This is a genomic window from Pseudoalteromonas sp. NFXS39, assembly GCF_040148775.1.
In the GTDB taxonomy this organism is placed as follows: Bacteria; Pseudomonadota; Gammaproteobacteria; order Enterobacterales; family Alteromonadaceae; genus Pseudoalteromonas; species Pseudoalteromonas apostichopi.
In genome coordinates this window covers 192,240-217,204 of sequence record NZ_JAGDEC010000002.1, presented here as the reverse complement: position 1 = coordinate 217,204, position 24,965 = coordinate 192,240, and the positions used below count along the sequence as shown (strand labels likewise).

Genomic DNA, 24,965 nt, shown 5'->3' with positions numbered 1-24,965 from the left:
ATTAACCTCGCTTAAGCATATCACGCACCCAAGGGCGGTGCTTTTCACGTTGTAAAATTTCGTTTTTAAGGCGGATTAAAGTCACAACCCCAACAAAACCTGCAAACGCAACTATGTTCACCATTAATGGCCAAAACATGCTTGGATCAATGGCTTTAGTATCAAACTTTGTAATGGTTGCACCTTGGTGCAAGGTATTCCACCACTCTACCGAGAAGTGAATAATCGGTAAGTTGATAACTCCAACAATCGCTAAAATACAGGCGGCACGACCCGCTGCTTTTTTATCTTCAAAAGCATGATAAAGCGATAACACACCCAAGTATAAAAATAACAGAATGAGCTCAGAGGTAAGACGCGCATCCCACACCCACCATGCGCCCCACATAGGCTTACCCCATGCTGCGCCGGTAATTAGTGCTATCGCTGTCACACATGCCCCAACTGGTGCAATTGCAATTACAGCAAGTTCAGCATTACGTAATTGCCATACTAGTGCGATCACTGCTGCAATCGCCATAGAAGAATAAGCGCCCATTGATAAAATTGCTGAAGGCACATGGATAAAAATAATTCGGTAGCTATCTTTTTGTTGGTAATCGGCTGGAGCATAAGCAAGCCCCCAGACCCATCCAACAATCATACAGACCACCGTAACGACGGCGAAATAAGGCAGTAAGGTGTTACACAATTGGTAAGCACGATCTGCTTTTGCGTAGGGATGTAACCACTTCCACATATTAACTTACACTCACTTTCAATGCTGACGATATGGCAATTGGCGCCGCTATAATCGCTACGATTAGCATGGCACCAAGAATTGCAAGCTGTCCGCTATAGGCAAGCTCCATAGAGCTGGTATCAATAGCAGAGGTTGCAAAGATTAGTACAGGGATATACAAAGGCAAAACAAGCAAACTCATCAGAATGCCGCCTTTTTGCAGTCCCACAGTAAGTCCAGCGCCAATTGCGCCAATGAAGCTAAGCAATGGTGTCCCCAACAATAACGTGAGAACAGTTGCTAAAAGCGCTGAACTTTCTAAATTCAATAACAAAGCAAATACCGGTGTCATTAACACTAAAGGCAGCCCCGTAATAACCCAATGAGCCGCAACTTTTGCAAGCACTGTCAACGGTAATGGATACGAAGAGGCAATTAATTGCTCTAATGTTCCGTCGTGATAATCATCACGAAATAGTTTATCTAGGCCTAACATTGTCGATAGTAACGCTGCAACCCAAATAATACCCGGAGCCATGCGAGCTAGCAGTCCAGGCTCAGGGCCAATTGCTAACGGAAAAAGTGTAATAACAATAAGAAAAAACAAGATGGGGTTAACGATTTCAGCACGCTGACGAAACGCTAATTTCAGATCTTTAGAAAAAACCGCAGAGAATAATTGCCAATACGAATGCTGCTTTACCATCAGTGGCGATACTCCAAAGTCACTGTTTTTAGGTCACTAAATTGTGTCGTTAAATCTTGGTGGGTGGTTAAAAGAATTGCGCCGCCAGCATTTAAATGCTCAACAAAGCGTTCTTGCAAAAATGCTACACCGCTTTTATCAAGAGCCGTAAATGGCTCATCAAGGATCCATAGCTTGGCACTATTTAACCACAACCTTACTAAGGCTACACGGCGCTGCTGTCCTGCTGACAACATGCGAACAGGCACATCTTCAAGGCCAACTAAACCTATTTTTGCTAGGATCGGATATAAGTCTTGCTTGCAATCATAACCATTAATTTTTAGCCAAAATGCAACATTCTCAAGGGCAGTGAGTTGCGTATTTACACCGGTTTTATGGCCGATGAACATTAGCTCTTGTGCATATTCATCATAGTATTTTGTAATCGAACGCTCTTGGTAAAATACATCGCCTTCATCTGGCATAGCGAAACCCGCGATAATGCGCAATAATGATGTTTTACCAGCCCCATTCGGACCAGCTAACTGCATAATTTGCCCCGATTTCAAGCTGAAATTAAGATCCGCAAACAAACAACGATCTTGCTTGATGCAGGTGACGGCCTTAATGTGTAACAAGATGACGATTCTCTATACCCAAAATTAGGCGTTAGTCTACCATAATGATAGGGTAATACGAATATTGCTTTAAAACGATTAACTTATATTTGATCTAAAATAATGAATAAACAAAGCCAGTTGACTCTCAGTACTCAGCTTAATCTAGACCCAAAAGCAATAAGCAGTGCATCAGAACACTCACCAAATGATGCCTTAAAAATGCTGGCTGAGCAGAGCCTAACTGCCCGTAATATTGTGATTGGTAAGCACAGCGTGCAAATGGACGTGCTAATCAATAACTCATGGCAAACTTTACGCTTATCAACAGAGCAAGAGAATCTCAAAACTGAGCGCTTTTTAGCGGCCAACATTCAATTAAGTAGTGATGGTAAACAGCTGACTATCACACCATCACCGCTGACGATTACACTTGGCAAAAGCCAGCAGTTACAAGCACTACTGAACTTGCTAACGCAAGGGAGTGCAAATACAAATCTGCCACACCCAGCTCAAATTGCGCCAAGCAAACCTTTACTACAACTACCAACATTAAAAACAGAGTTTACTCTTAACAATAGCCTCGTTGCTCTTTTAAAAGCTGAAGCACCACTTAAAGCCATTTTGCTGCCTGCTACCAATCAACAAAACAGCTTTAACTTAAATATTATTAATCGCTTTGGCGATTCATTGCATCAACAAAGTGTTAACCAACAAAAAGTAGCCGAGTTGGTGGCTAAGCTAACCCCTGAAATGAACTTAAAACTAGCTGGGCAGCAAGTGCAACTGAGTGTTGCTAACAAACAACAAAACGAATTAATTCTACCTCTTTCAAGAATGTCGCCAAAGCAAGCCAAACAGATTCAAGCCCAGTGGCAATTTCACCCGCATGCATTAAAACTAATCCCCCAGCAAGTTAAAAATACTGTTGAACTGATAAATAAAGCACCTGTGCAACAAATACTGTTAAAGAATTCGCTGTCTGAAACATTTAACCAAGCATTAAAAAGCCAAGCTGTTGAACCTAAGAATACGTTGTTAGCACCATCGAGCAGCTCAAATTCACCAATTAGCTCTTGGCTAAAAGACAGTTTTGCTGATTTAAAAACGCGTATTAGTGATGCAGTGCGCTATTTTGAAAAACTCCCTGCTACCACAAAAGCTGCTGTTAACCAGTCAACGCATCAGCTGATTGAAAGCAAAAACATGATTAGCCAGCTAGGCTTTAATGCTAATAAAATCAATATAATAAAGTTTGCCGCTGTTCAACAAACCGCGCCACAACACGCTGCGTTCCAAGTAGCGCAAAAAGCCAGTGGGCCAGTTACAGCTAATACGCCATTACCTACGTCTAAACAGACAGAATCATTAACCGAAAGTCAGTCTGCAAAGCAAGTTAGTTTACCCGTAAGCTATAACAAGGCGGCACCTTTAATACAACTATTGCAGCGAATAAAAGTCAGTTTAGAGCCGCTTGTTAATGCACAAACTCAGGCGAGTCAATCATCAACAAACAGTAGCAAAACACAACCTTCTTTGCTGAGCACAGATAATACTTTGCAAACAGCGCCTACAGACAACAAAGCTGTTAATACACTGAGTTCTGGTAAGCCTGTACCTGAACAGCTTGCTCAAGTTAAAAGTAATCTTGCAAATTCAGTAGTTAAAAATAGCAGTGAGCAGGTTATACAAACTAAACAAGCGACATTAAACTCAGCGACTCGAGCACTTAGTGAGCAAACCGCAGGGTTACAAAAAGTTGCTCAGCAGCAAACTCAATTACACGCCCCTTTTTTAGCTTTGAAAGAACCGAACTTGAGTCAGCCATTATTGCCGATAAGACCGATTGAAGCGGCACTGATTTCGAAACTATTACCGCTTCCTGAAAGCAAGCCTATAGCAAGCATACCTCTACCGGTGCAATTAACAGAAAAACTTGTAGCACTTAGTGAACAAAATACATCATCTTCAGTAGATTTAAATCGACTCGTTAATCAAGCATTTAATCGCATGATCTCGAGTCAAAACATGCACCCTACAACGATTGAACGAGAACTTTTAAGTATCCTCAGGCCAACAGCGCTGCCTAGCCAAACTCAGCAAGCAAGCTTTAGCCAAGGGTTAGAACAATTAGCAGTGGCTACACTTGCCGCACCAATTATTAACCAAGCACCAACCAACCTTAGTTTTAATAATCAGACAGGTCTTGATGCCTTACTGCAAGTGTTAGTGCCCAACTTTAAAGCCGTTAACGGCAGTAAGTTACTAGAACAGCTTCAGCAGCCTGCGATGCAAGCTATGGCAGCTGAAGCTTCACAACTAAAAAACACTTTGGCTCAGGTGCAAACAACGCCCATCAATCAGCAACAAGATAACAGTGCTTTGGCGCAGTTTTTCTTGCCGATGAAGTTACCTCCTGATACTGGGCAAACAGAAATCAGCTTAGGGCAGTATAAAAAGCCAAGTAAAAATAAACTCGAAGCTAAGAATGTCTGGTTTGTGCGGTTGAACTTTGATTATGCCCAGCTTGGCAAGTTACAAATTACCGCAGAGGTGATGGATAAAGCAGTTGATTGTCAGTTACTCGCTTCTTCACAAGAAGTAACCGCACTTGCTCATCCGCACTTAGAAACACTGCGTCATAAATTAGCTGGCCATGGCTTAAATGTAGGCGAGCTAAACTTGCAGCAAGGTACATCAAGCCACCAAGCTTTTTATAAATCGCATGCGATTATTAATATTAAGGTGTAATATTTATGAGTGAACAATCGGTGCATAAATCAGCAATTGGCCTACTATATGAAGCAGGCAGCTCACCACGAGTAACCAGTAAAGGCTTTGGTGAATTGGCTGAAGAAATCGTTAAACTTGCTGAGCAAAAAGGTATTTTGATACACCAAGATGCTGACTTAGCACAAACCTTATCGCATCTTGAGTTAGGTGAAGAAATTCCAAAAGAGCTTTACTACGTGATTGCTGAGTTAATTGCTTTTTCATATGTATTACGTGGTAAATTTCCACCGGGTTGGCAAGATTTTCAGGGTAAGCTCAACATTCAAGCTTAGGGTTCAAAAACTCAAATAAAAAAGCGCCTCATTGGGCGCCTTTTTGTTTATGAAGTGACATGAGCAGCTCTGCTTCGGCTCTGGGTAATTCACATTCACGAATTATTTCTTCTAAATCAGCACCTAGCTCAACCATTTTTACCGCTCGCGAATAAATTTTCGCATTCGGATCATCATATTTTTGTGCATCTTGCAGCTGCTCAAGCTCTTTACTTTTCTCTTCAACAGCGACAACTCGTTTGCCAATACTAAGCATTCCGGCACGCATTTCAGCCACTTCGCTACGCAAAATACTCAACTGTTGCTGAGCTTCTTGTAGCTGTTTTTGCTTGGCTTGAATCGCCACCGCTTGCTTATTGTTATTGACAAAAATAAGCCCCAAACACACTAATACAAGCAAGATTGAGGCACCAAACAAAGAGTATAACAGCATATAATTTCCAAACGCTTATAGTGCGCTTAGCTCGTCCCACTCATCGTCATTTAATAATTTATTAAGATCAACCAAGATCAATAACTCACCATCACGGTTTGATACACCTTGGATAAACTTAGCACTCTCTTCAGTGCCAATATTTGGCGCACTATCAATTTCAGAGCTACGCAGGTAAACCACTTCAGCAACACTGTCGACTAAAATACCGATCACTTGCTTTTCTGCTTCGATGATGACGATACGTGAATTATCAGTTACCTCTGCGCCCATCAGACCAAAACGCGCACGAGTATCAATAACAGTAACAACATTACCGCGTAAGTTGATGATACCTAACACATAAGAAGGCGCACCTGGCACAGGAGCAATTTCTGTATAGCGAAGTACTTCTTGTACTTGCATTACATTAATGCCGTACGTTTCTTCTTCAAGTTTAAAGGTTACCCACTGTAACACTTCATCGTTGCTATCAGCGTTTTTATTTGCTGACAGTAGTCTTTCTTCACTCATGCTATTACTCCGTAAAAATAGTTACTGCTCACGGCTGTCTAAGCCCTGCTCTAGCAATTGATTTAAATTTTCAACGTCAATCAAGGCGCACATTTTCTCTTTGATGACACCTGCAAGCCAAGGCCGCTTACCTGATTTCGCTCGCCATTTTACATCTTCTTTACGAAGCGTAATATTATTTACGAGCTTTTCAGCCAATAATCCCCATTGACTGTCGCCTAAGGTGATTAAATACTGATAATTTAGTGATTGTTCTAATTTTTCATCATATTTTTCTGGCATTACCCAGCGTGCTGTGTCAACAACATTAAGCTTTTCTTCTCGGTTAAGCATTACACCTTTAAACCATTTAGGCTTGCCAAATAATTGATTAACCTCTCCCAGCTGATGAATTCCCCCTAATGCTTTTAAAGGTACAGCAAGAGTTAAACCCGCCACTTCAAAGAACAACGCCTGAAACTCACCATCAAAATAGTCTTCTTGACGATCAGACGAAGTTTTTGCAACCAGTTCAGCTTTAGGTTCTGCAACTATATCTTTGATATTAGCTTGGTTCTCGGTTTTCTCAAGCTCTTTAGTCGGTTCAGGGGTCGGTAAAGCATATTTTGGGGTAGGCTGAACCTCTGTCAGCTTTTCTTCTGTCTTAGTTTCAGGCTCTTTAACCTGCTCTAGTAACTTTGCAACCGGCTCTAGATTTTCTTCAGTAGGCTCATCTTCACACAACAAAGCGCCCAAATATTGGGTCATCACTTTTTCATTGGCAAATAAATGCTTACTCATCTTTAACCCTGTGCAATTAAGTAATCAAGCAGTGCGCGATATGCAAACACGCCACGTGAGCGTGGGCAAAATTGAATCGGCACCTGTTGTGCTAAACTAGCATCTCGAAATTTTGTATCGACGGGCACCACGCCTGACCATACTTTATCTTTGTAATTATCCTGCAGAGTCTTATAAGCTTCAAGTGATGCTTTAGTACGTTTGTCGTACATTGTTGGAATAATCGTATATTGGTACTGTTTTGCTTGCGATGTTTGCATCAGCTCCATCGTACGCATCATACGGTCAAGACCTTTCAAGGCCAAAAACTCTGTTTGTACTGGTACTAATATCCGTTCGCTCGCGGCAAGTGCATTCACCATTAAAACACCTAAAACAGGTGGGCAATCAATAATTGCATAATCGTAATGGTCACTAATTTTAGCTAGTGCTTTTTTAAGTATCAGACCCATACCATTTTTATTGCCCATGCTTCTATCTAGCGTAGCAATTGCCATTGTCGCCGGTAAAATGTCAAGATTCTCTAGCGTAGATGGGCACAGAGCCTGTAAAACTTCTTCACTGGCCATACTATTGCCGCGTGCAAAGATATCATACACGCTGACTTCAAGCTCTTCAGAGTCAATGCCAAAATAATAAGTTAATGATGCGTGCGGATCAGTGTCAATAAGTAACACTCGTTTTCCTTGTAAAGCAAGAATGCCAGCAAGGCTAACAGCTGTTGTTGTTTTCCCTACCCCACCTTTTTGATTCGCTACGGTCCAAACTTTCACATCACACCTTATTATTGTTCATTGCGCGTGGTAATCCTAATGCCACCGTGCGGTAATTGAATCACTTTAATGCTGTTATCATCACTTGGCAACTCAATTTCTGTCGTCTTTTCCGGTTGATTTTGTGATTCTTGTTCAGTACTTTGCGGCTCTTCGGGGGGTAAACCATACTTCGATAACGCTACGACCACTTTACGGTTCTCCGCGCGACCTTGCTCAGTGTCATTACTAGCGAAAGGTGAATATTCACCATAACCTTCAATAGCCATTCGAGCAGGATTAATACCTAAACTCTCAAGTTCAACAAGTATTGATGTTGCACGGGCTACCGATAACTCCCAGTTAGAGCGAAACATTTCATTACGAATACCTTCGTTATCAGTATAACCACGCACGCGGATATAGTTATCAACAGGCGCTATAATATCTCTAACTAAACCTACAACTTCCTTTGCACGTTGCTGTGCAACAGCACTGCCCGAAGAAAACAACATACCTGAGCTTAGTTCAATAATAAGCCAGTCTTGATGAAGCTCTAAACTTGCTTCACCATCACGAATTTCATCAATGAGTGCAGATTGTAGTTTAGTTAGCAAACTATCAAGGGGCTTGCCTAGATGCTTTTTATCAATATTACTCGTTTCACTTTGCCCATCAAGTAATTCAGGCCCTTGCTCATCCTTTCGGATACTTTCACCGTAAAGGATGTCTTTTTCTGGACTGACTCTGTCTGTTAAAATTCCGGTGCCGTTCACTCCGGTTCCAACTTGCTGTTGCTCACGAGCTGATTTCTCGAAAACCTGCTCAAGCGAATCGGAGAGAATTTGAAAGTCTTCATTTTTATTAATTGCTATGGCATACATGACCACAAAAAAAGCAAACATGATAGTCATGTAATCGGCATAAGAAACAAGCCAACGCTCGGTATGTTGGTTTTTTGACGTGTTATGACGCAGACGACGGCGCATCATAATAAATTACTCTTCAACTAAGCTTGGACGCTCAACACGGTACGCCTCAAGTTTTAGTTCTATATTCAGTGGGCTTTCACCTTGCGAGATAGCAATAATGCCTTCAGCAAGTAATTCATGATACAGCATCTTTTGTTCAATTTGCTGCTTTAACTTATTGGCCATAGGTAAGAATAATAAATTAGCTAAACCTACACCGTAGATGGTAGCGATAAAAGCGGTGGCGACACCCGCACCCAATTTTTCAGGATCTGTTATAAATTGCATTGCCTGAATCAAACCAAGTACCGCACCTAAAATACCAATTGTTGGACTATAACCCCCCATCGCTTCATAAACTCGGCTAACCTCTAACAAGCGCTCTCGTTCAAGCATTAAGTCAATTTCAAGGGTATCTCTAAGCTTTTGCTCATCGATACCATCAACGAGTAGACTCAACCCTTTTGCCGCGTATGGGTCTGTATGAGTAAGTGCCTCAGATTCAAGCGCTAAGTAACCTTCTTGGCGTGCTTTGTGCGACCAGCGCTTTACTTGTTCGATAGCTGCATCAATATCATGATATGGCGGAAAGAACACCCAATGACTAATTTTGAGTGTTTTTGCAAAAACACTACCAGGGGTCTGGAGCATAACAGCCCCAAGCGTACCGCCAAGAACAATAATCAGCGCAGGTCCATTGAACAAAGCTGTGACAACGCCGCCTTCTAATGCATAACCAAATGCAATAGCACTAATTGCGATAATTAAGCCGAGAAAAGACAGCTTATCCACAGCCAGTCTCACGCGTTAGGCGGGCTGCAACATCTGTGAGCGCTAAGCTTTCACTAGCCAAACCAGCATTCGCAACGGCTTGTGGCATACCATACACTACACTGGTTTTTTCATCTTGCGCCCAAATGGTTGCACCGACTTGCTTAAGCATACGCGCTCCATCACGACCATCAGCACCCATACCCGTTAACACCACGGCTAGAACATCACCGCCATAGGTTTTTGCTGCACTCGCAAAGGTGACATCAACACTTGGCTTATAAGTAATACGTGGGCTATCATCTTCAAACACACGTAATGTACGAGAGCCGCTGCGCCCTTCAATCAACATTTGTTGACCACCTGGCGCTAAATAGGCTGTACCTGGCATTAAGCGGTCACCATTTTGCGCTTCTTTCACATTGATTCTGCATAAACCATTGAGGCGTGCTGCAAAAGCAGGAGTAAACGCAGCTGGCATATGTTGAATAAGCAAAATAGGATGCGGAAAGTTAGCAGGCAGCTGAGTTAAAATGGTCTGTAGCGCAACCGGCCCACCAGTTGATGTACCAATAGCAACCAACTGATATTGCTTGCCCGAAGCTCGAATTTTACTTGTACTCGATGACGATTCCGCAGGCGAACTAGCAGGAGCTGAACGGCTAAAGCTGCGATCAGGCTGAACAATACCGCTGCTAGTACTTGTAGCGCTACTGCCCCTTGGTGCAGGAGCCGGAGTTGGTCTCGAAATAGGTGCCGGACGCGAAAAACGAGAGAGGCGACGACGACCAATTTCTTTTACTTTATTTTGTAAAAGCGCGATTGCATCTTCATTATTACGTGCAATGTCTTCGAATTTTTTCGGTAAAAAATCTAAAGCACCAGCATCAAGTGCATCGAGGGTTGCTGTTGCACCATCACGGGTGAGTGATGAGAACATTAAAATAGGAGTCGGTGTTGCTGCCATTATTTCTTTCACAGCACTAATGCCATCAAGAACTGGCATCTCAACATCCATAGTAATTACATCAGGTCTTAATTCACGGGTTTTATCTACCGCCTCACGACCATTAACGGCAAAACCAATTACCTGAATATTGCTGTCTTGCTCTAAAATTTCGCTTACTCTGCGGCGAAAAAAGCTTGAATCATCAACAACTAATACTTTGACTGCCATTGGCACTCTCTTGTTTTATATCATTTAAAGTGCAGCTAAACACTGCACTTTATTATTTATTATTAGCCAACGTAATGCTTAAGCATACTAGGTACATCGAGGATCAATGCAATCCCACCATCAGAAGTAATTGTCGCACCTGCCATTCCTGGCGTGCCTTGTAATAAGGCATCTAAAGGTTTGATAACCACCTCTTCTTGACCAATTAATGAGTCAACAACAAAGCCCACTTGTTTAGTACCTATTTGTACAATCACCACGTGACCTTCTGCTTTACGCTCTTGGCGGTTGGCACCTTTTACTAACCAATGTTGTAAATAGAAAAGCGGAATCGCTTTTTGACGAACTATTATTGTCAGTTGGCCATCAACTACGTTAGTTTTAGTTAAATCAAGGTGGAAAATTTCGCTTACGCCAGCAAGTGGTAGAGCAAAGGTTTGCTCACCTACAACAACCATTAGAGTTGGTAAGATAGCAAGCGTTAATGGCACCTTAATTTCTAGTGCAGTACCTACGCCCAATTCCGACTGGATGTTAACCGAACCATTTAACTGGGTTATTTTAGTTTTAACCACATCCATGCCGACACCGCGCCCTGAAATATCAGAGATCTCTTCTTTCGTTGAGAAACCAGGAGCAAATATTAGGTTGTATGCTTCTGTATCCGACAAACGGCTTGCTTGATCATGATCAATTACACCCTTGCTGATTGCGATTTTTTTCAGCTTATCAGCATCCATACCAGCACCATCATCACGAATGGTAAGCAGAATATGATCACCTTCTTGTGATGCTGAGAGCGTGACTGTACCTGTACGCGGTTTACCTGCAGCTTCACGCACATCTGGCATTTCAATACCATGGTCTACAGAGTTACGCACTAAGTGCACCAATGGATCAGCAAGTGCTTCAACAAGGTTTTTATCTAAATCGGTTTCTTCACCTACTAGCTGCAGATTAATGTCTTTTTTCAAGCTACGAGCTAAGTCACGAACTACGCGTGGGAAACGACCAAATACTTTCTTAATTGGCTGCATCCGGGTTTTCATTACCGCACCTTGTAAGTCCGCGGTTACCACGTCTAGGTTCGAGATGGCTTTACCCATTGACTCACTGTTGCTGTTATTCGCAAGACTTACCAAGCGGTTACGAACCAATACAAGCTCACCAACCATGTTCATGATTTCGTCAAGACGTTTGGTATCAACACGAACCGTTGTTTCTGCCTGTGGAGGCGGAGCCTTTTTCGGTGCCGCTGAAGCTGCTGGCGCTTTTGCAGGAGCTGGAGCAGGTTTACTAGCTGCAGCTGCAGGTTTCGGTGCAGGTGCAGGTGCCGGTTTAGAGGCTGCAGGCTGAGCAGGTTTTGCTGGTTCAGCTTTTGGTGGCTCAGGTGCTTTTTCCGCGGTTGAACTTTCCAATGATTGAGGAGCTGTGCCTTTGCCATGTAACTCGTCAAGAAGTGCCTCAAACTCATCATCACTAATTTCATCGTCTGAATCGCTGCTTGCTGCCTCCGCAGTAGGGGTGGCAGAGGCTGGCTCAATAGAACTTGTAGCTTCAGGCTTGGCAGTATTATCTTGTTTTACTTCCCCAAAATTACCAACACCGTGCAATTCATCTAATAAACTATCAAATTCATCATCGGTAATATCATCACTGTCACTGCTATTTGACTCAGGAGCAGATGCTGCTGGTCCTTGGCCTTTTCCATGCAGCTCATCTAACAGGCTTTCGAATTCATCTTCAGTGATTTCGTCAATATTTTGAGACTCAGCGCTGCTATCAGCAAGACCGCCGCCATCAAATAACATATCGAACGCAAATGGGTCATCTTCATCGATGTTGTCTGTTGCTGTATCTGCTGTGACTTCAGGCGTATCAACAACAACCTCTTCAACTGCTGGTTCTTCAGGTGCAACTGCAACGTCCTCTGCTACAGATAAATCTTCACCTGCAAGCTCTTCTGCAGTAGGCGGCTGACTTAATTTATGAAGGACTTCTAATAGGGCTGGATCTGCAGGCTCTGGTTGTTCGCGATTTTGAATCGTGGCGAACATTTCATTAATAGTATCAAGGGCTTGTAATATTACGTCCATTAGCTCAGGCGTAACAGTGCGTACACCTTGGCGTAATAAATCGAAAACATTCTCTGCGCCATGACAAGCATCAACAAGTTCAGTCATACTTAAGAAACCTGCACCACCTTTAACAGTGTGGAAGCCCCTAAAAATGGCGTTTAATAGATCTTTGTCTTCTGGGTTGTTTTCAAGCTCAACTAATTGCTCCGACAATAGCTCTAAGATTTCTCCTGCTTCAACAAGGAAATCCTGTAATATATCTTCATCGACTTCAAAGCTCATGCAGCTACTCTCCTCTTAGAAGCCCAGACTTGATAATAGATCATCGACTTCATCTTGTCCTGAAACAACATCATCGCGAGACTCTTTATCAATAATCGGCCCTTCAGGACCTGCTAGTGTGTCACTTGGTGCAGGTGCTTTTTCTATGGCCTGTTTTTCTTGTTGTTGATGACCATCTTCTTGACTGCCAAACACAGTTAAGAGATTAATTAAACTGTCTTCTACTTCTCGCACTAGTTCAATGACACGACGAATAACTTGTCCAGTTAAATCTTGATAATCCTGCGCCATCAGCACATTGGTCATCAAGCCTTGAAGCTCATCGGTTTTTGTGTGCGAGTTATTCATGAACTTATCTAGGCTATGACATAACGATTTAAATTCACCGAGTTCAATTTCTCGGTTCATTAAACGATCCCAAGTAGGCTTAATTGCAGCAATTTCATCAGCAAGTTGTTGCGCTATCGGTAAACTTGCTTCAACTGCATCCATAGTTTTATTGGCGGCACTCTCTGTCATTTCCATAACATAATTTAAGCGCTGCTTAGCATCTGGGATAGCGTCGGTAGTTAAATCAGCGAGACGAGTATCTAGGTCAAAGTTTTTTAACGCTTCATGAAGTTGACGCGTCAATTTACCGACTTCAGCAAACAACTCTGATTGCTCTTTTGACGCAGCATCAAGAATTAGCTTATCAGCTTTTTCTTGTTCACCATTTTCAAGATACTCAACAAGTTGACGAGCTTGCTCTAAACTTATTTGAGGCGCAGCAAGTGCTGACATAAGCCTCTCCCCTTAGATTAACCTAAACGTTCAAACACTTTTTCCAATTTGGTTTTAAGTGTCGCAGCAGTGAATGGTTTAACGATATAGCCATTAACACCTGCTTGAGCAGCAGCAACAATTTGTTCTTTTTTCGCTTCAGCTGTCACCATTAACACAGGAATATGCTTAAGGCTATCATCAGCACGAATTGCGCGTAACAAATCAATACCTTGCATACCAGGCATGTTCCAATCTGTTACAACAAAATCAAATTCTTGATTTTGTAGCATTGGCAATGCTGTTGAACCGTCGTCAGCTTCCTGCACATTGGTAAAACCTAAATCCCTTAATAGATTTTTAATGATACGTCTCATTGTAGAAAAATCATCAACAACAAGAATTTTCATGTTTTTATCCAAAACATCCTCCGGTGAGGTTTGAACCTTTATTTACTTACTACTAATTAATCCAGTCATTGATTTTTGCTTTGAGCTTAATCATCGCCTGACCATGTATTTGACTCACACGCGACTCGCTAACATCGAGTATGTGTCCTATTTCTTTTAAGTTCATTTCGTCGTTGTAGTACAAAGACAAAACGAGAGCATCTCTTTCTGGTAACGATTGGATAGCCGTTAATAGAGACTGGTTAAACCGCTCATTTTTAACGTTATTAAACGGTTTGTCTAGTCCTAAATCCTGACCTACTGGTGTGATGACATCTTCATCCACGCCTAAGTCTTCAATGCCTAATACTTTACTAGAATTTACATCATGTAGAATATGATGGTACTCATCCAGTGTAATATCAAGTTTTTCAGCTACTTCAGTGTCTTTTGGTTCACGATTTAACGTGCTCTCTAATTCGGCAATGGTTTCTGCCACTAGGCGGGCATTTCGGTGAACTGAACGTGGAGCCCAGTCACCTCGGCGAATTTCATCCAGCATAGCACCACGAATACGAATACCTGCGAAGGTTTCAAAACTAGCACCTTTGCTAGCATCAAAGTTTTTTGACGCTTCAATCAGGCCTATCATGCCTGATTGAATTAAATCATCGAGTTGCACACTGGCAGGTAAACGAGCAATTAGATGGCACGCCACTTTTTTCACTAAAGAGGCATGTTTTTCAACAATCGCATTTAAATTTTGTGCTGATTGATATCCCATCGCTTTATTCACCGATGTTGTCATAGTTAGCCGTTTACTAGTTTTTCAATAAAAAATTCTAAATGGCCAGACGGTTGATTAGGGATCGGCCATTTAACTGCTTTTGTTGCTAATGTTTTAAACGCCACCGCTGCTGGTGAATTCGGGAATAATTCAACGATTACTTTTTGACGGCGCGTAGACTTACGCATGTTCTCGTCATAAGGAATGGTTGCTACTAACTCCATCGAAACATCTAAAAAACGATCCGTTACTTTTGAAAGTTTAGCAAATAATTCTTGCCCTTCACGCAAACTGCGCACCATATTGGCAACAATTTTAAATTTATATACGCCATGCTCACGGCTAAGTACTTTTATAAGTGCGTAAGCATCAGTAATTGAGGTGGGTTCATCACATACAACTACAACAACGTCTTGGGCTGCACGAGAAAAGCTTAATACCATGTCTGAAATACCTGCGGCGGTATCAACAATTAAAATATCAAACTCAGTGTTTAACTCGCTAAATGCACGTATAAGACCTGCATGCTCAGATGGCGATAATTCAACCATACTTTGAGAACCAGACGTTGCTGGTACAATTTTGATTCCTGCAGGGCCTTCAACGAGAATTTCATCAAGCTCACACTCGCCCGACAAAACATGAGATAAGTTACGTTCAACACGAAGGCCAAGCATCACGTCACAGTTTGCCAAACCTAAATCGGCATCTAATACTAATACACGATTTCCTTGCTGGCCTAATGCGATTGCGGTGTTGAGTGAGACGTTGGTTTTACCCACTCCACCTTTACCGCCAGTAACAGCGATAACTTTAACGCCACTATTATTATTTCGATTCATTTTGCGCAGGCCGCTTGCTTGATCTAATACTGTGTTAATCATACATCCCTACTGTGTTCGACGCTACTGCTTGACGTCTTGAATGTTGTGCTTTTGCTCGTTTTAAATACAATTGTTCAGCTTTTTTCACTAGTTTTTCAGCATTCGCTACGCGAATATCCTCAGGAACGCGCTGACCGTTAGTAAGATACCCTATTGGCAGACGATTTTGAATCGCTATGCTAATAATCTCACCTAAACTTAAAGATTCATCCAATTTAGTGAAGATACAGCCACTTAGGTGAACCTTTTTAAAGTGTCTTACGGTTTCTTGCAACACATTTATCTGCGCTGTAGCACTTAATACTAAATAACTACGAATATCAACACGCTGATTACGCATTAAGGTGTTTAATTGTTCAGTTAAGCGTAAATCTCGTTGGCTCATACCCGCAGTGTCTATTAATACTAGACGCTTATTACGTAAATGGTATAACACTTCAGCTAATTCATTCGCATCTTTTACTTGCTTTACACCACAACCAATAATACGACCATAAGTAGCCAATTGTTCGTAGGCACCAATTCTGTATGTATCAGTGGTGATCAGTGCAACTTTATCAGCACCATATTTTTGTGCTCCAAGTGCTGCTAATTTCGCAACTGTGGTTGTTTTACCAACGCCCGTTGGACCAACTAGTGCAAAAACTCCACCTTGGCGTAGGATTTCGTTGTTAGTTGTATGCATTTGGTTTTCAACCATTTGCAGCAGCGCTTGCCATGCTTGTTGGCGAGATACATCATCAGGAATAAAACACGCCATTTGCTCAGCAACATCACGCTCAATCCCCATACCAGCTAAACGATCAATCATACAAGCGCGTGTTGGATCACGGCGCGCCATATCTTGTTGCATTAATCCAGATACTTGGTGTTCAAGTAATTGACGAATCGCATTCATTTCTTCGCGCATAGTCGTCATTTCTGATTGATTAGCTGGGGCTGAGTTTTTATGCTCAGCGGGTGAGTCTAAATCATCAAAACCTGCGTCTAAATCGTCATCAAACCCTAGGCTATGAGCTTGAGTTTGTACACGAGGTGCTGCTTGCTGCTGATAACGAGGAGCTTGCTTATATTCAGGCTGTTGCTGCTCAAAGCTTGGTTCTTTTGGTTGATAATGTTCACTCGTATCAATACCAGATTGACTAAACATTGACGCCAGCTCTGGCGAACGAGGGCGTGGGGCTTGACGCTCAAGTAACGCTTGTAGGCTATCAGCAACTTTCGCTTGCGGCTCAGGTTTAGCACGCATTGGCTCAGGCTTAACAAAATTATGCTGTGGTGCAGGTGCTGATTGTGCCACTGCAGGTTTAGCTTCGGCTTTCGGGGCTGCTTTGTCGTAATCAACAGCTGCAACGATTTCAACGCCGTTAGCAAGCTTTTTGTTCGACATAATAACCGCATCAACACCTAACTCATCTTTCACTTCTTTCAGTGCAGTGCGCATATCTTTAGCAAAAAAACGTTTAATTTTCATGGTTCAACCCCTTTACTATCCTATTGTTGGCCTACTGAGCTGACAATCTTAATCTGTCTTTCGTCTGGTACCTCTTGATAAGACATCACCCTTAAACCTGGGATTGTGTACTTAACGAAGCGAGATAACACAGTACGTAACATTCCTGACGTTAACAGTATCGAAGGTTCACCGGCCATTTCTTGGTTTTGATGCGCTTCATTCAATGATTGTTGAAGTCGCTCTGCAAGGCTTGGCTCTATTCCGGCACCTTCGTCACCTGCATTCTGAAGTGACTGATGCAACATCTGTTCCAACTCAGGCGCCAAGGTAATGACAGGGATCTCAGAAGACATACCAACAGCGTCTTGAACGATAAGTCTGCGAAGTGAAATTCGCACTGCAGCCGTTAGTACATCAGGGTCTTGGCTACGTGGACCATACTCAACAAGGGTTTGAACAATCGAGCGCATATCGCGAATTGCCACCCCTTCATTGAGTAAGTTTTGTAGCACTTTTACGATAGTAGTAAGTGGTAATACGTCAGGAACCAGTCCTTCAACAAGGCGAGGATGACTCTTCGCTAACATATCTAATAAGTTTTGTACTTCTTCATGACCAAGTAGTAAAGCAGCACTGTTCGTGAGTAACTGACTAATATGAGTTGCAACTACCGTTGCTGAATCAACGACGGTATAGCCAAGTGATTGTGCTTCATCTTTTTGGTCAGGTTTGATCCAAACCGCATCTAATCCAAATGCAGGGTCTTTTGTGGCAACCCCTTTGATTGGACCAAATACTTGGCCTGGATTAATCGCTAGCTCATCACCATGTTTAAGCTCACCCTCACCACTTGAAACACCCATCATAGTGATTCTGTATGCATTAGGGTCAAGTTCTAAGTTATCGCGAATATGCACAGGAGGCACCAAGAAACCAAGCTCCTGAGACAGTTTCTTACGCACACCTTTAATACGATTTAACAGTTCACCACCTTGAGATTGGTCAACGAGTGGAATTAAGCGATAACCTACTTCTAAGCCAATAACATCAACTTGCTGAACGTCATCCCAACCCAGTTCTTTTTGCTCTTGTTTGTTGGCAACCCCTGTACCTGGTGCGCCACCATTTGCTTCTTGCTCGGCTTTTTCAGCTTCTGCTTTCGCTTTTTGTTGTTGTGTGAAATAAGCAAGGTAACCAAGTAAAGCACCTAAGCTTAAAAATGCGATGTGCGGCATACCTGGTACTAGACCCATGATGATCAGAATACCTGATGCAATATAAAGTGACTTTTCGTTACCTAGCTGTGTCTTAACTTGGTCGCCCATATTGTGCGACTCATTCTGACGAGTAACAACGATTGCGGTACCGATAGACAGTAATAGTGAAGGCAGCTGTGCAACTAGACCATCACCAATGGTTAGCAAGGTGTATACTTCCATCGCACGGCTGAAAGATAAGTCATGTTGGATCATACCGACGAATAAACCACCAACGATATTGATCACTAGAATGACGATACCTGCTATTGCATCGCCTTTTACGAACTTACTAGCACCATCCATTGAACCATAGAAGTCGGCTTCACGGGTGACTTCTTCACGGCGTTCACGGGCTTGCTCTGCACTGATAAAACCTGCGTTTAAGTCAGCATCAATCGCCATTTGTTTACCAGGCATTGCGTCAAGAGTAAAGCGAGCTGATACTTCAGAAATACGGCCAGCACCTTTGGTGATAACCACAAAGTTAATAATGATTAAAATAAGGAAGACCACTAAACCAACAGCATAGTTACCGCCGATAACAACCGAGCCAAAGGCCTCGATAACTTTACCAGCTGCATCTCCACCATTATGACCTTCTAGCAATACCACACGGGTACTGGCAACATTCAGCGCTAAGCGCATGATAGTTGCAATCAGTAGAACCGCCGGGAACATACCAAATTCAAGGGGCTTCATGGTATAAACCGTAACCAGTAACACCACGAGTGCTAAAGCAATATTAAACGAAAAAAGAATATCTAAAAGAAACGGAGGCAGAGGTAATATCACCATACCCAGCGCAGCAAGTACCATTAACGGCGTACCGATACCCTTAGCATATTCTTTTTTATCTCTGTTAAGTTGTTGTAATACCGCTTTAAATTCCATAATTCAACAATTTCAAAAAATTGACACTACACGGAATTTGCAATAACTATTCCAAGTTACAAATTTATACCAATTCGCTTAATTAAGTGATCTATTTTGAGGCAATAAAACCTCGTTGATAGCAAGGCAAAAATTTCGTTATTTAGTTGTTCTAAATCAGAAATTTTTAACGCAGATAGCGACAGGTTTAATCCCTCAAAATGATTAAAGTATTATTGCGGATTGGTATTATTAATATTTGTAAGCATCTGGTATTGGTAGCTTTTTATTGAGCGGAACAGGGCGTTTTCCGCGCCCTTTTTGAAAGCGTTTTAACTGGAAAACATAAGCTAGCACTTGCGCTACTGCGGTAAATAGTTGATCAGGTATTTGCTGACCAACATCGGTAGTGTGATACAACGCACGAGTAAGCATTGGCGATTCGACAATTGGCACGTCATTACCCTTTCCCACTTTACGAATTTGCATAGCAAGCTCGTCCACGCCTTTGGCAAGAACAATAGGCGCACCAGCTTTAGCTGTGTCGTATTTTAGTGCAACAGAATAGTGAGTCGGGTTGGTTACAATAACGTCTGCATCAGGAACATCTTGCATCATCCGCCTTTGCGACATTTCCCGCTGGGTTCGACGAATACGCGCTTTAATTTGCGGGTCACCCTCAGAGTTTTTGTATTCGTCTTTCACTTCTTGCAGGGTCATTTTTAGCTCTTTATGGTGTTTATGACTTTGGTAAGGAGCGTCAATGGCGGCAATAATAATTAATGTACAAGTTAGCCCAAGGAACATCCAAGATAAAATTTCAAGCGCATGAATAAAATTACTAGGGGCGCTTTCTTGGCTTAAATGTAGTATTTCATCAAAGAAGGTATTGATTAAAAACACCGCAAAACCGGCAACGACAGCAAACTTTAAAATAGACTTGACCAGCTCTACCCCAGCTTGAGGGCCAAGCATACGTTTTATGCCTTTAGCTGGTGACATTTTACTCGCTTTTGGTGCCGCCGCTTGCCAACTAAAGTTAAATCCTCCTAATAGTGTATTGCCTATAAAAGCTGCAATTACAATAATAAAAACAAACATTGCCATAGGGAATAGTAAAGCATCCGCAACTATTCCCCACACAGAGAACATTTTAGTGGTGTCGTAGGTTTCATTTCGATTAAGGCTTAATAAGCGCCCCATGACATTATAAAGTCCCTTACCAATTTCAGGACCATACAATAATAAAGAAATTGCCGAGAAGATAAGCACAAACATAGTGCCTAACTCTTTTGAGCGAGCAACCTGGCCTTTTTTCTTGGCGTCTTCTATTTTTTTTCCTGTGGGTTCTTCGGTTTTTTCTTGACCTGAATCTTCAGCCATGGCGCGCTCCTAAGGTGTACAACCAACTAGGCTGCACATTAACTCAACCATTTTTAACCACTGAAACTCAAATTGAGTCATAAAGTTACCTAGAGTAGCCCAAATAATCACAAGACCAGCCACCAAGGTAAACGGAAAACCTATCGAAAAAATATTTAATTGCGGTGCCGCACGGGTCATTACACCAAATGACATATTAATAACAAGCATCGCCGTCAGTGGCGCTAAAGCAAGCACCAAGGCAGTAGTAAACATCCAACCGCCCCATGTGACGATATCCCAGTAATGATCAACGGACCACCAAGTTCCATCGATTGGTAGTACCTCAAAGCTATGAATGACCATTTGAATCATCATTAAATGACCGTTAAATACGAAGAATAGCAAGGTAGCCAAAATTAAATAGAACTGACCAACCGCGGGGACATTCATGCCGTTAGATGGATCAACAACTGACGCAAAACCAAGACCAGTTTGCATTGCAAGTATTTGCCCAGCTAGTACAAAAGTGTTTAGTAATAGTACTGAAGCAAAGCCTATCGCCACACCAATAAGCATTTGCTGAATAACGACAAGGATCATTTCAAAGGAGAATAGGTTATTGAAGGTCGCTTGTGGCAGCATAGGCACAGCAACAAAGGTAACGACTACCGCTAAACCAAGTTTAATTCGAGTGGGTACATTCTTCGCACCAAGGCCTGCCATAATCATGATCATGGAGCTAATACGCACCAATGGTAGCAAAAAATCGCTGAGCCATTGAATAATGACAGCAAATGGAAATTCCATTTAGCCTGCAATCTCCGGTATCGACATCACTAAACGAGTAAAATAGTCCATAAGCTCTTGAGTGAACCAGTGACCGCCTAAAATTAATGCACTAATTGTAATTAACAAACGGGGTAAAAAGCTTAATGTTTGCTCATTGATGGATGTTGCCGCTTGAAAAACTGCCACCACAAGACCGACTAACAAGCCTGGCACCACAATTGCCGATACCAATTTAATGACTAAAAATAGTGCATCACTCAGAATATCGACAAAAATTTCCGGTTCCATTTTGTCTCTCCTAACTAATTATGTGCCTTGAAGTGCATTGTTACACCCCGAGCCCGAAACTCTTAGCAAGTGTGCCCATAACAAGACCCCAGCCATCAACTAACACGAATAGCATGATCTTAAATGGTAAAGATACAATCATCGGCGAAAGCATCATCATACCCATGGCCATTAATACGGAGGCCACAACCAAATCCACAATCAAAAAGGGAATGAAAAACATAAAACCAATGATAAAGGCCGTTTGCAGTTCACTGGTAACAAAGGCTGGGATTAAAACAATCAGTGGGGTGTCTTCTGGAGAGTCTAATTGCTCATAACCAGCTATTTTCGCAAAGGTCTCTAAATCTTTTATACGAACTTGCGAGAGCATAAAAGCTTTCATTGGCTCTTTAGCAAGCTCAAGTGCTTGTACTGAGGTAACTTGCTCATTCAAGTATGGCTCAATAGCGCGCTCATTCACCTGCTGATAAATTGGCGCCATAATAAAAATACTTAAAAACAGCGACATACCTAACAAAATTTGATTCGATGGCGTCTGTTGTAAGCCTATTGCTTGGCGTAATATTGCCAGTACCACAATAATGCGTGTAAATGAGGTCATCATAATCACTGCCGCTGGAATGAAGCTCAGCGCAGTCATGATCGCTAACACTTGTAGCGTCACAGAGTAATCTTGAGAACCATCAGGGTTAGTGGTAATAGTCAGGGCTTCTATACCCTCAGCGTTAACCGACGGCAAAAACAGCAAACTTGCTAAAATAAGTATCCACTTGATCATAGCGTTAATTCTTTTTATTTGAAGGTGATTGTGGGTTCAGTAGCTTACCAAACTTCTTGGCAAGTTCTGGGAGTTCTTTTTCTTGTAAAGGTGTCTCTAGCTTATGCAAGTAATTAATACTATGCGGGGTAACACCAATTAAGTGTTGAGCGTTATCAATTTCAATAACCATCAAACGTTCACGGGAGCCTAAGGGCAAGCTACGCACTACTTTAAACTCATCACTGTTGGCAAGGTTTGGGTTTAATTTTTTTACCAAAAAAGCCAAGGCAATAATAACCACAAGCACTAAAAGCAAAGACATCACCATAGACAATAAATCTGCCGTTGGTGATGCCGTGGGAAATACAGTGCTCGACGCACTTGTTAAAGCAACTAAAGCATTCATCGTAACTTTTTAATACGTTCAACTTGGCTAATAACGTCAGTTAAACGAATACCGAACTTATCATTTACTACGACTACTTCACCATGCGCAATCAGGGTGCCATTAACCAATACATCAAGTGGCTCACCAGCTACTCGATCTAGTTCGACCACTGAACCTTGGTTGAGCTGTAATAGATTACGAATGTTGATTTTTGAACGACCCACTTCCATCGAAATAGTAACAGGAATGTCCAAGATAGTATCAAGTTTACGTTTTTCGTCGCCAGACAGCTCATGTCTTTCATCTTTTAGTTCATCAAGTTCAGCCACAGCCGCATCACCTGAACCACCTTCGGCTTCTTCAGCTTCGGCCAATGCCGCAGCCCATTCGTCCATTGTATCTTGATCATCACTCATTATGTTTAACCTTATAAATCGACTACCAGTCTAAATCCACACCTTCTGATAGATGTAGATCTTCTTCTAGTTCTGCTAATTCTGCATCTGAATCCAGTTTTTTGCCACCTTTTGTGAACACATGTAGTTCTGACTTAACTGATTCAGGGCGTTTAATTTTTTCGCTAATTTGTAGTGCAACATTGTCACGAGAACGACCCATTTTTGCTCTAAAGGTCGGCAATTCTTCTACAAAGACGGTGATATGTTCTGGCATTTCCACAGGGATAATATCGCCAGCTTTAAGCTCCATGATTTGTTGTAGTGTTAAATCGACCTCAAGTAATTGAGTCGACAAATCCACTTCAACATCCATGATCTCATCACGCAATGCTTTACTCCAACGTAGGTCAGTGTCTTCGGTGTCTGATTGCACACCGGCATCGAGTAATTCACGAATAGGCTCAAGCATAGAGTACGGCAGTGCAATATGGAAATCACCACCACCACCATCTAGCTCAATATGGAAAGAGCTAATAACAACGACTTCAGTTGGACTTACGATGTTAGCCATCGCAGGGTTAACTTCTGAGTCAAGGTACTCAAAAGATACATCCATTACCGGTGCCCATGCTTCTTTATAATCTTCAAAGATAATTTTAAGCAGCATTTGAACGATACGACGCTCTGTAGGGGTAAATTCTCGGCCTTCAATTTTTGCATGATAGCGACCATCTCCACCAAAAAAGTTATCCACTAAAATGAATACTAATCGGGCTTCCATGGTAATTAGGCCTGTGCCCTTCAAAGGACGAAAACGTACCATGTTCAAACTGGTTGGCACGAATAAGGTGTGAATATATTCGCCAAATTTAATCATTTGCACGCCGTTAATCGACACCTCTGCGGTGCGGCGCATCATGTTAAATAAGCTAATTCGCATATGACGGGCAAAACGTTCATTCACGATCTCCAGGGTCGGCATACGACCACGGACAATACGATCTTGTGATGAGAAGTCATACTGTAAGGTATTACTGTCTAAGTCATCACCTTCGTGAATATCTTCCTCTTCGACTTCGTCGACGCCATGTAAGAGCGCATCAATTTCGTCTTGAGATAATAAATCGCTCACGCTGACCCCTTATTGCATCACAAAGCCGGTAAATAATACCCGCTCTATCACTTTGCTACCTTCAACATCACTTAATGCTGATTGTACTTTTTCAAGTGCAGCGACACGCACTGACTCTTTACCTTCGCTAGTACCTAATTCATCTGCGGTCGTTGTTGAAAGAACGCCAAGTAAGGTACTTTCGATAAGTGGAATGTGTTTTTTGGCAGTTTCTTCGTTTACTTCACCGCGCACTAGTAGCTGAACTTTTATCTGTACGATACGGTCTCGACTAGCACCGGGTACATTAAATACAAATGGACGTGGCATTGCGACATATAAAGCCGAACCAATTTGTGCGGAGCTCGATGGTGCAGCGGACTCAGTCACTGTGGTTTCATCTGCTAGGCTTTCTTCAGGGGCATCATCGCCCATAAATAAAAAGTACCCTGCAGCTGCACCAACTATCAACACTACAGCAGCAATGATGATTATTAGTTTCTTTTTGCCTTTACCCGTATCTTCTATTTCTAAATTTGCTTCTTCGGCCATTGTCACTTCCCTCAAAGTTACAGCAATCTGTTCATCAGGCTGTAACTATTTTATTT

The 24,965-nt window shown here is 42.2% G+C and carries 27 protein-coding genes; 2 read left to right on the top strand and 25 right to left on the bottom strand.

From position 1 onward, the window contains the following. Nucleotide 1: 1 nt before the first annotated feature. Genes J3455_RS04575 through ccmA form a run of 3 tightly spaced genes read right to left on the bottom strand, consistent with a single transcriptional unit; the run spans nucleotide 2 to nucleotide 2,047 of the window. Nucleotides 2-739, bottom strand: coding sequence for a heme ABC transporter permease (locus J3455_RS04575; RefSeq protein ID WP_130052050.1), 738 nt, complete (start codon nucleotides 737-739; stop codon nucleotides 2-4). Nucleotide 740: 1 nt separating this feature from the next. Then, nucleotides 741-1,427, bottom strand: a complete 687-nt coding sequence (gene ccmB, locus J3455_RS04570; protein WP_054553246.1) for a heme exporter protein CcmB — start codon at nucleotides 1,425-1,427, stop codon at nucleotides 741-743. After that, on the bottom strand, nucleotides 1,427-2,047 hold the full coding sequence (gene ccmA, locus J3455_RS04565; protein ID WP_130052051.1) for a cytochrome c biogenesis heme-transporting ATPase CcmA: 621 nt from the start codon (nucleotides 2,045-2,047) through the stop codon (nucleotides 1,427-1,429). Before ccmA ends, ccmB begins: the two co-directional genes overlap by 1 nt. A gap of 102 nt (nucleotides 2,048-2,149) precedes the next feature. Here ccmA and fliK point away from each other — a divergent pair, with 102 nt between their 5' ends. Next, nucleotides 2,150-4,777 carry a flagellar hook-length control protein FliK gene (fliK, locus tag J3455_RS04560; protein WP_239976954.1) on the top strand — a complete coding sequence of 876 codons (2,628 nt, stop codon included), beginning with the start codon at nucleotides 2,150-2,152 and terminating at the stop codon, nucleotides 4,775-4,777. 5 nt (nucleotides 4,778-4,782) lie between these two features. Beyond that, complete coding sequence (locus J3455_RS04555; RefSeq protein WP_130052052.1) at nucleotides 4,783-5,091, top strand: EscU/YscU/HrcU family type III secretion system export apparatus switch protein; 309 nt, start codon at nucleotides 4,783-4,785, stop codon at nucleotides 5,089-5,091. A 28-nt stretch (nucleotides 5,092-5,119) separates the two neighbouring features. On the opposite strand, the gene J3455_RS04550 is transcribed toward J3455_RS04555, so the two are convergent. The 22 genes from J3455_RS04550 to fliL form a co-directional block, all read right to left on the bottom strand. Next, nucleotides 5,120-5,524, bottom strand: coding sequence for a DUF2802 domain-containing protein (locus tag J3455_RS04550; RefSeq protein WP_130052053.1), 405 nt, complete (start codon nucleotides 5,522-5,524; stop codon nucleotides 5,120-5,122). 15 nt (nucleotides 5,525-5,539) lie between these two features. After that, a complete protein-coding gene (locus tag J3455_RS04545; RefSeq protein WP_054553251.1) occupies nucleotides 5,540-6,037 on the bottom strand; it encodes a chemotaxis protein CheW in 498 nt (165 codons plus the stop codon). A gap of 21 nt (nucleotides 6,038-6,058) precedes the next feature. Next, nucleotides 6,059-6,817 (bottom strand): chemotaxis protein CheW, encoded by a 759-nt coding sequence (locus J3455_RS04540; RefSeq protein WP_239976955.1) that lies wholly within the window; start codon nucleotides 6,815-6,817, stop codon nucleotides 6,059-6,061. 2 nt (nucleotides 6,818-6,819) lie between these two features. Next, on the bottom strand, nucleotides 6,820-7,590 hold the full coding sequence (locus J3455_RS04535; RefSeq protein WP_130052055.1) for a ParA family protein: 771 nt from the start codon (nucleotides 7,588-7,590) through the stop codon (nucleotides 6,820-6,822). Between the two features lie 11 nt (nucleotides 7,591-7,601). Further along, nucleotides 7,602-8,561, bottom strand: a complete 960-nt coding sequence (locus J3455_RS04530; RefSeq protein WP_130052056.1) for a flagellar motor protein MotB — start codon at nucleotides 8,559-8,561, stop codon at nucleotides 7,602-7,604. A 6-nt stretch (nucleotides 8,562-8,567) separates the two neighbouring features. Further along, entirely contained in the window at nucleotides 8,568-9,332 is a 765-nt protein-coding gene (locus J3455_RS04525; RefSeq protein ID WP_167657946.1) for a flagellar motor protein, read from the bottom strand. Next, a complete protein-coding gene (locus J3455_RS04520; RefSeq protein WP_178926721.1) occupies nucleotides 9,325-10,488 on the bottom strand; it encodes a protein-glutamate methylesterase/protein-glutamine glutaminase in 1,164 nt (387 codons plus the stop codon). Before J3455_RS04520 ends, J3455_RS04525 begins: the two co-directional genes overlap by 8 nt. Before the next feature lie 62 nt (nucleotides 10,489-10,550). Beyond that, entirely contained in the window at nucleotides 10,551-12,848 is a 2,298-nt protein-coding gene (locus J3455_RS04515) for a chemotaxis protein CheA (RefSeq protein ID WP_130052059.1), read from the bottom strand. Nucleotides 12,849-12,863: 15 nt separating this feature from the next. Further along, nucleotides 12,864-13,631, bottom strand: a complete 768-nt coding sequence (locus tag J3455_RS04510; protein WP_130052060.1) for a protein phosphatase CheZ — start codon at nucleotides 13,629-13,631, stop codon at nucleotides 12,864-12,866. Nucleotides 13,632-13,648: 17 nt separating this feature from the next. Next, on the bottom strand, nucleotides 13,649-14,032 hold the full coding sequence (gene cheY, locus J3455_RS04505; protein ID WP_016708035.1) for a chemotaxis response regulator CheY: 384 nt from the start codon (nucleotides 14,030-14,032) through the stop codon (nucleotides 13,649-13,651). Nucleotides 14,033-14,072: 40 nt separating this feature from the next. After that, a complete protein-coding gene (locus J3455_RS04500) occupies nucleotides 14,073-14,783 on the bottom strand; it encodes an RNA polymerase sigma factor FliA (protein WP_054553325.1) in 711 nt (236 codons plus the stop codon). A gap of 26 nt (nucleotides 14,784-14,809) precedes the next feature. Next, nucleotides 14,810-15,670: a MinD/ParA family ATP-binding protein gene (locus J3455_RS04495; RefSeq protein WP_349561211.1), complete on the bottom strand. Its 861-nt coding sequence runs from the start codon at nucleotides 15,668-15,670 to the stop codon at nucleotides 14,810-14,812. Next, a complete protein-coding gene (gene flhF, locus J3455_RS04490) occupies nucleotides 15,663-17,144 on the bottom strand; it encodes a flagellar biosynthesis GTPase FlhF (protein WP_178926719.1) in 1,482 nt (493 codons plus the stop codon). Before flhF ends, J3455_RS04495 begins: the two co-directional genes overlap by 8 nt. A 20-nt stretch (nucleotides 17,145-17,164) precedes the next feature. After that, nucleotides 17,165-19,276 (bottom strand): flagellar biosynthesis protein FlhA, encoded by a 2,112-nt coding sequence (gene flhA / locus J3455_RS04485; protein ID WP_130052063.1) that lies wholly within the window; start codon nucleotides 19,274-19,276, stop codon nucleotides 17,165-17,167. Between the two features lie 231 nt (nucleotides 19,277-19,507). Continuing rightward, entirely contained in the window at nucleotides 19,508-20,638 is a 1,131-nt protein-coding gene (flhB, locus tag J3455_RS04480; RefSeq protein ID WP_130052064.1) for a flagellar biosynthesis protein FlhB, read from the bottom strand. Between the two features lie 9 nt (nucleotides 20,639-20,647). After that, on the bottom strand, nucleotides 20,648-21,427 hold the full coding sequence (gene fliR / locus J3455_RS04475; RefSeq protein WP_130052065.1) for a flagellar biosynthetic protein FliR: 780 nt from the start codon (nucleotides 21,425-21,427) through the stop codon (nucleotides 20,648-20,650). Then, nucleotides 21,428-21,697 (bottom strand): flagellar biosynthesis protein FliQ, encoded by a 270-nt coding sequence (gene fliQ, locus J3455_RS04470; RefSeq protein WP_036970111.1) that lies wholly within the window; start codon nucleotides 21,695-21,697, stop codon nucleotides 21,428-21,430. 40 nt (nucleotides 21,698-21,737) lie between these two features. Next, nucleotides 21,738-22,478, bottom strand: a complete 741-nt coding sequence (fliP, locus tag J3455_RS04465) for a flagellar type III secretion system pore protein FliP (protein ID WP_130052066.1) — start codon at nucleotides 22,476-22,478, stop codon at nucleotides 21,738-21,740. Between the two features lie 4 nt (nucleotides 22,479-22,482). Next, on the bottom strand, nucleotides 22,483-22,866 hold the full coding sequence (fliO, locus tag J3455_RS04460) for a flagellar biosynthetic protein FliO (RefSeq protein ID WP_286257555.1): 384 nt from the start codon (nucleotides 22,864-22,866) through the stop codon (nucleotides 22,483-22,485). Further along, nucleotides 22,863-23,264 carry a flagellar motor switch protein FliN gene (gene fliN, locus J3455_RS04455; protein WP_054553267.1) on the bottom strand — a complete coding sequence of 134 codons (402 nt, stop codon included), beginning with the start codon at nucleotides 23,262-23,264 and terminating at the stop codon, nucleotides 22,863-22,865. The genes fliO and fliN overlap by 4 nt, the downstream gene beginning before the upstream one ends. Nucleotides 23,265-23,286: 22 nt before the next feature. Next, complete coding sequence (gene fliM, locus J3455_RS04450) at nucleotides 23,287-24,378, bottom strand: flagellar motor switch protein FliM (protein ID WP_054553268.1); 1,092 nt, start codon at nucleotides 24,376-24,378, stop codon at nucleotides 23,287-23,289. Nucleotides 24,379-24,387: 9 nt separating this feature from the next. After that, entirely contained in the window at nucleotides 24,388-24,909 is a 522-nt protein-coding gene (gene fliL, locus J3455_RS04445) for a flagellar basal body-associated protein FliL (RefSeq protein ID WP_130052068.1), read from the bottom strand. Nucleotides 24,910-24,965: the final 56 nt, after the last annotated feature.

Excerpts from the sequence above, each read along its gene's own strand:
- fliN (WP_054553267.1), bottom strand. The coding sequence starts at position 23,264 with ATGAGTGATGATCAAGATACAATGGACGAATGGGCTGCGGCATTGGCC.
- fliP (WP_130052066.1), bottom strand. The coding sequence starts at position 22,478 with ATGATCAAGTGGATACTTATTTTAGCAAGTTTGCTGTTTTTGCCGTCG.
- J3455_RS04530 (WP_130052056.1), bottom strand. The coding sequence starts at position 8,561 with ATGATGCGCCGTCGTCTGCGTCATAACACGTCAAAAAACCAACATACC.
- J3455_RS04515 (WP_130052059.1), bottom strand. The coding sequence starts at position 12,848 with ATGAGCTTTGAAGTCGATGAAGATATATTACAGGATTTCCTTGTTGAA.
- fliQ (WP_036970111.1), bottom strand. The coding sequence starts at position 21,697 with ATGGAACCGGAAATTTTTGTCGATATTCTGAGTGATGCACTATTTTTA.
- fliR (WP_130052065.1), bottom strand. The coding sequence starts at position 21,427 with ATGGAATTTCCATTTGCTGTCATTATTCAATGGCTCAGCGATTTTTTG.
- J3455_RS04495 (WP_349561211.1), bottom strand. The coding sequence starts at position 15,670 with ATGATTAACACAGTATTAGATCAAGCAAGCGGCCTGCGCAAAATGAAT.
- J3455_RS04510 (WP_130052060.1), bottom strand. The coding sequence starts at position 13,631 with ATGTCAGCACTTGCTGCGCCTCAAATAAGTTTAGAGCAAGCTCGTCAA.
- flhB (WP_130052064.1), bottom strand. The coding sequence starts at position 20,638 with ATGGCTGAAGATTCAGGTCAAGAAAAAACCGAAGAACCCACAGGAAAA.
- J3455_RS04550 (WP_130052053.1), bottom strand. The coding sequence starts at position 5,524 with ATGCTGTTATACTCTTTGTTTGGTGCCTCAATCTTGCTTGTATTAGTG.
- flhF (WP_178926719.1), bottom strand. The coding sequence starts at position 17,144 with ATGAAAATTAAACGTTTTTTTGCTAAAGATATGCGCACTGCACTGAAA.
- ccmB (WP_054553246.1), bottom strand. The coding sequence starts at position 1,427 with ATGGTAAAGCAGCATTCGTATTGGCAATTATTCTCTGCGGTTTTTTCT.
- fliL (WP_130052068.1), bottom strand. The coding sequence starts at position 24,909 with ATGGCCGAAGAAGCAAATTTAGAAATAGAAGATACGGGTAAAGGCAAA.
- J3455_RS04545 (WP_054553251.1), bottom strand. The coding sequence starts at position 6,037 with ATGAGTGAAGAAAGACTACTGTCAGCAAATAAAAACGCTGATAGCAAC.
- J3455_RS04520 (WP_178926721.1), bottom strand. The coding sequence starts at position 10,488 with ATGGCAGTCAAAGTATTAGTTGTTGATGATTCAAGCTTTTTTCGCCGC.
- fliO (WP_286257555.1), bottom strand. The coding sequence starts at position 22,866 with ATGAATGCTTTAGTTGCTTTAACAAGTGCGTCGAGCACTGTATTTCCC.
- J3455_RS04500 (WP_054553325.1), bottom strand. The coding sequence starts at position 14,783 with ATGGGATATCAATCAGCACAAAATTTAAATGCGATTGTTGAAAAACAT.
- fliK (WP_239976954.1), top strand. The coding sequence starts at position 2,150 with ATGAATAAACAAAGCCAGTTGACTCTCAGTACTCAGCTTAATCTAGAC.
- J3455_RS04540 (WP_239976955.1), bottom strand. The coding sequence starts at position 6,817 with ATGAGTAAGCATTTATTTGCCAATGAAAAAGTGATGACCCAATATTTG.
- J3455_RS04575 (WP_130052050.1), bottom strand. The coding sequence starts at position 739 with ATGTGGAAGTGGTTACATCCCTACGCAAAAGCAGATCGTGCTTACCAA.
- flhA (WP_130052063.1), bottom strand. The coding sequence starts at position 19,276 with ATGGAATTTAAAGCGGTATTACAACAACTTAACAGAGATAAAAAAGAA.
- J3455_RS04555 (WP_130052052.1), top strand. The coding sequence starts at position 4,783 with ATGAGTGAACAATCGGTGCATAAATCAGCAATTGGCCTACTATATGAA.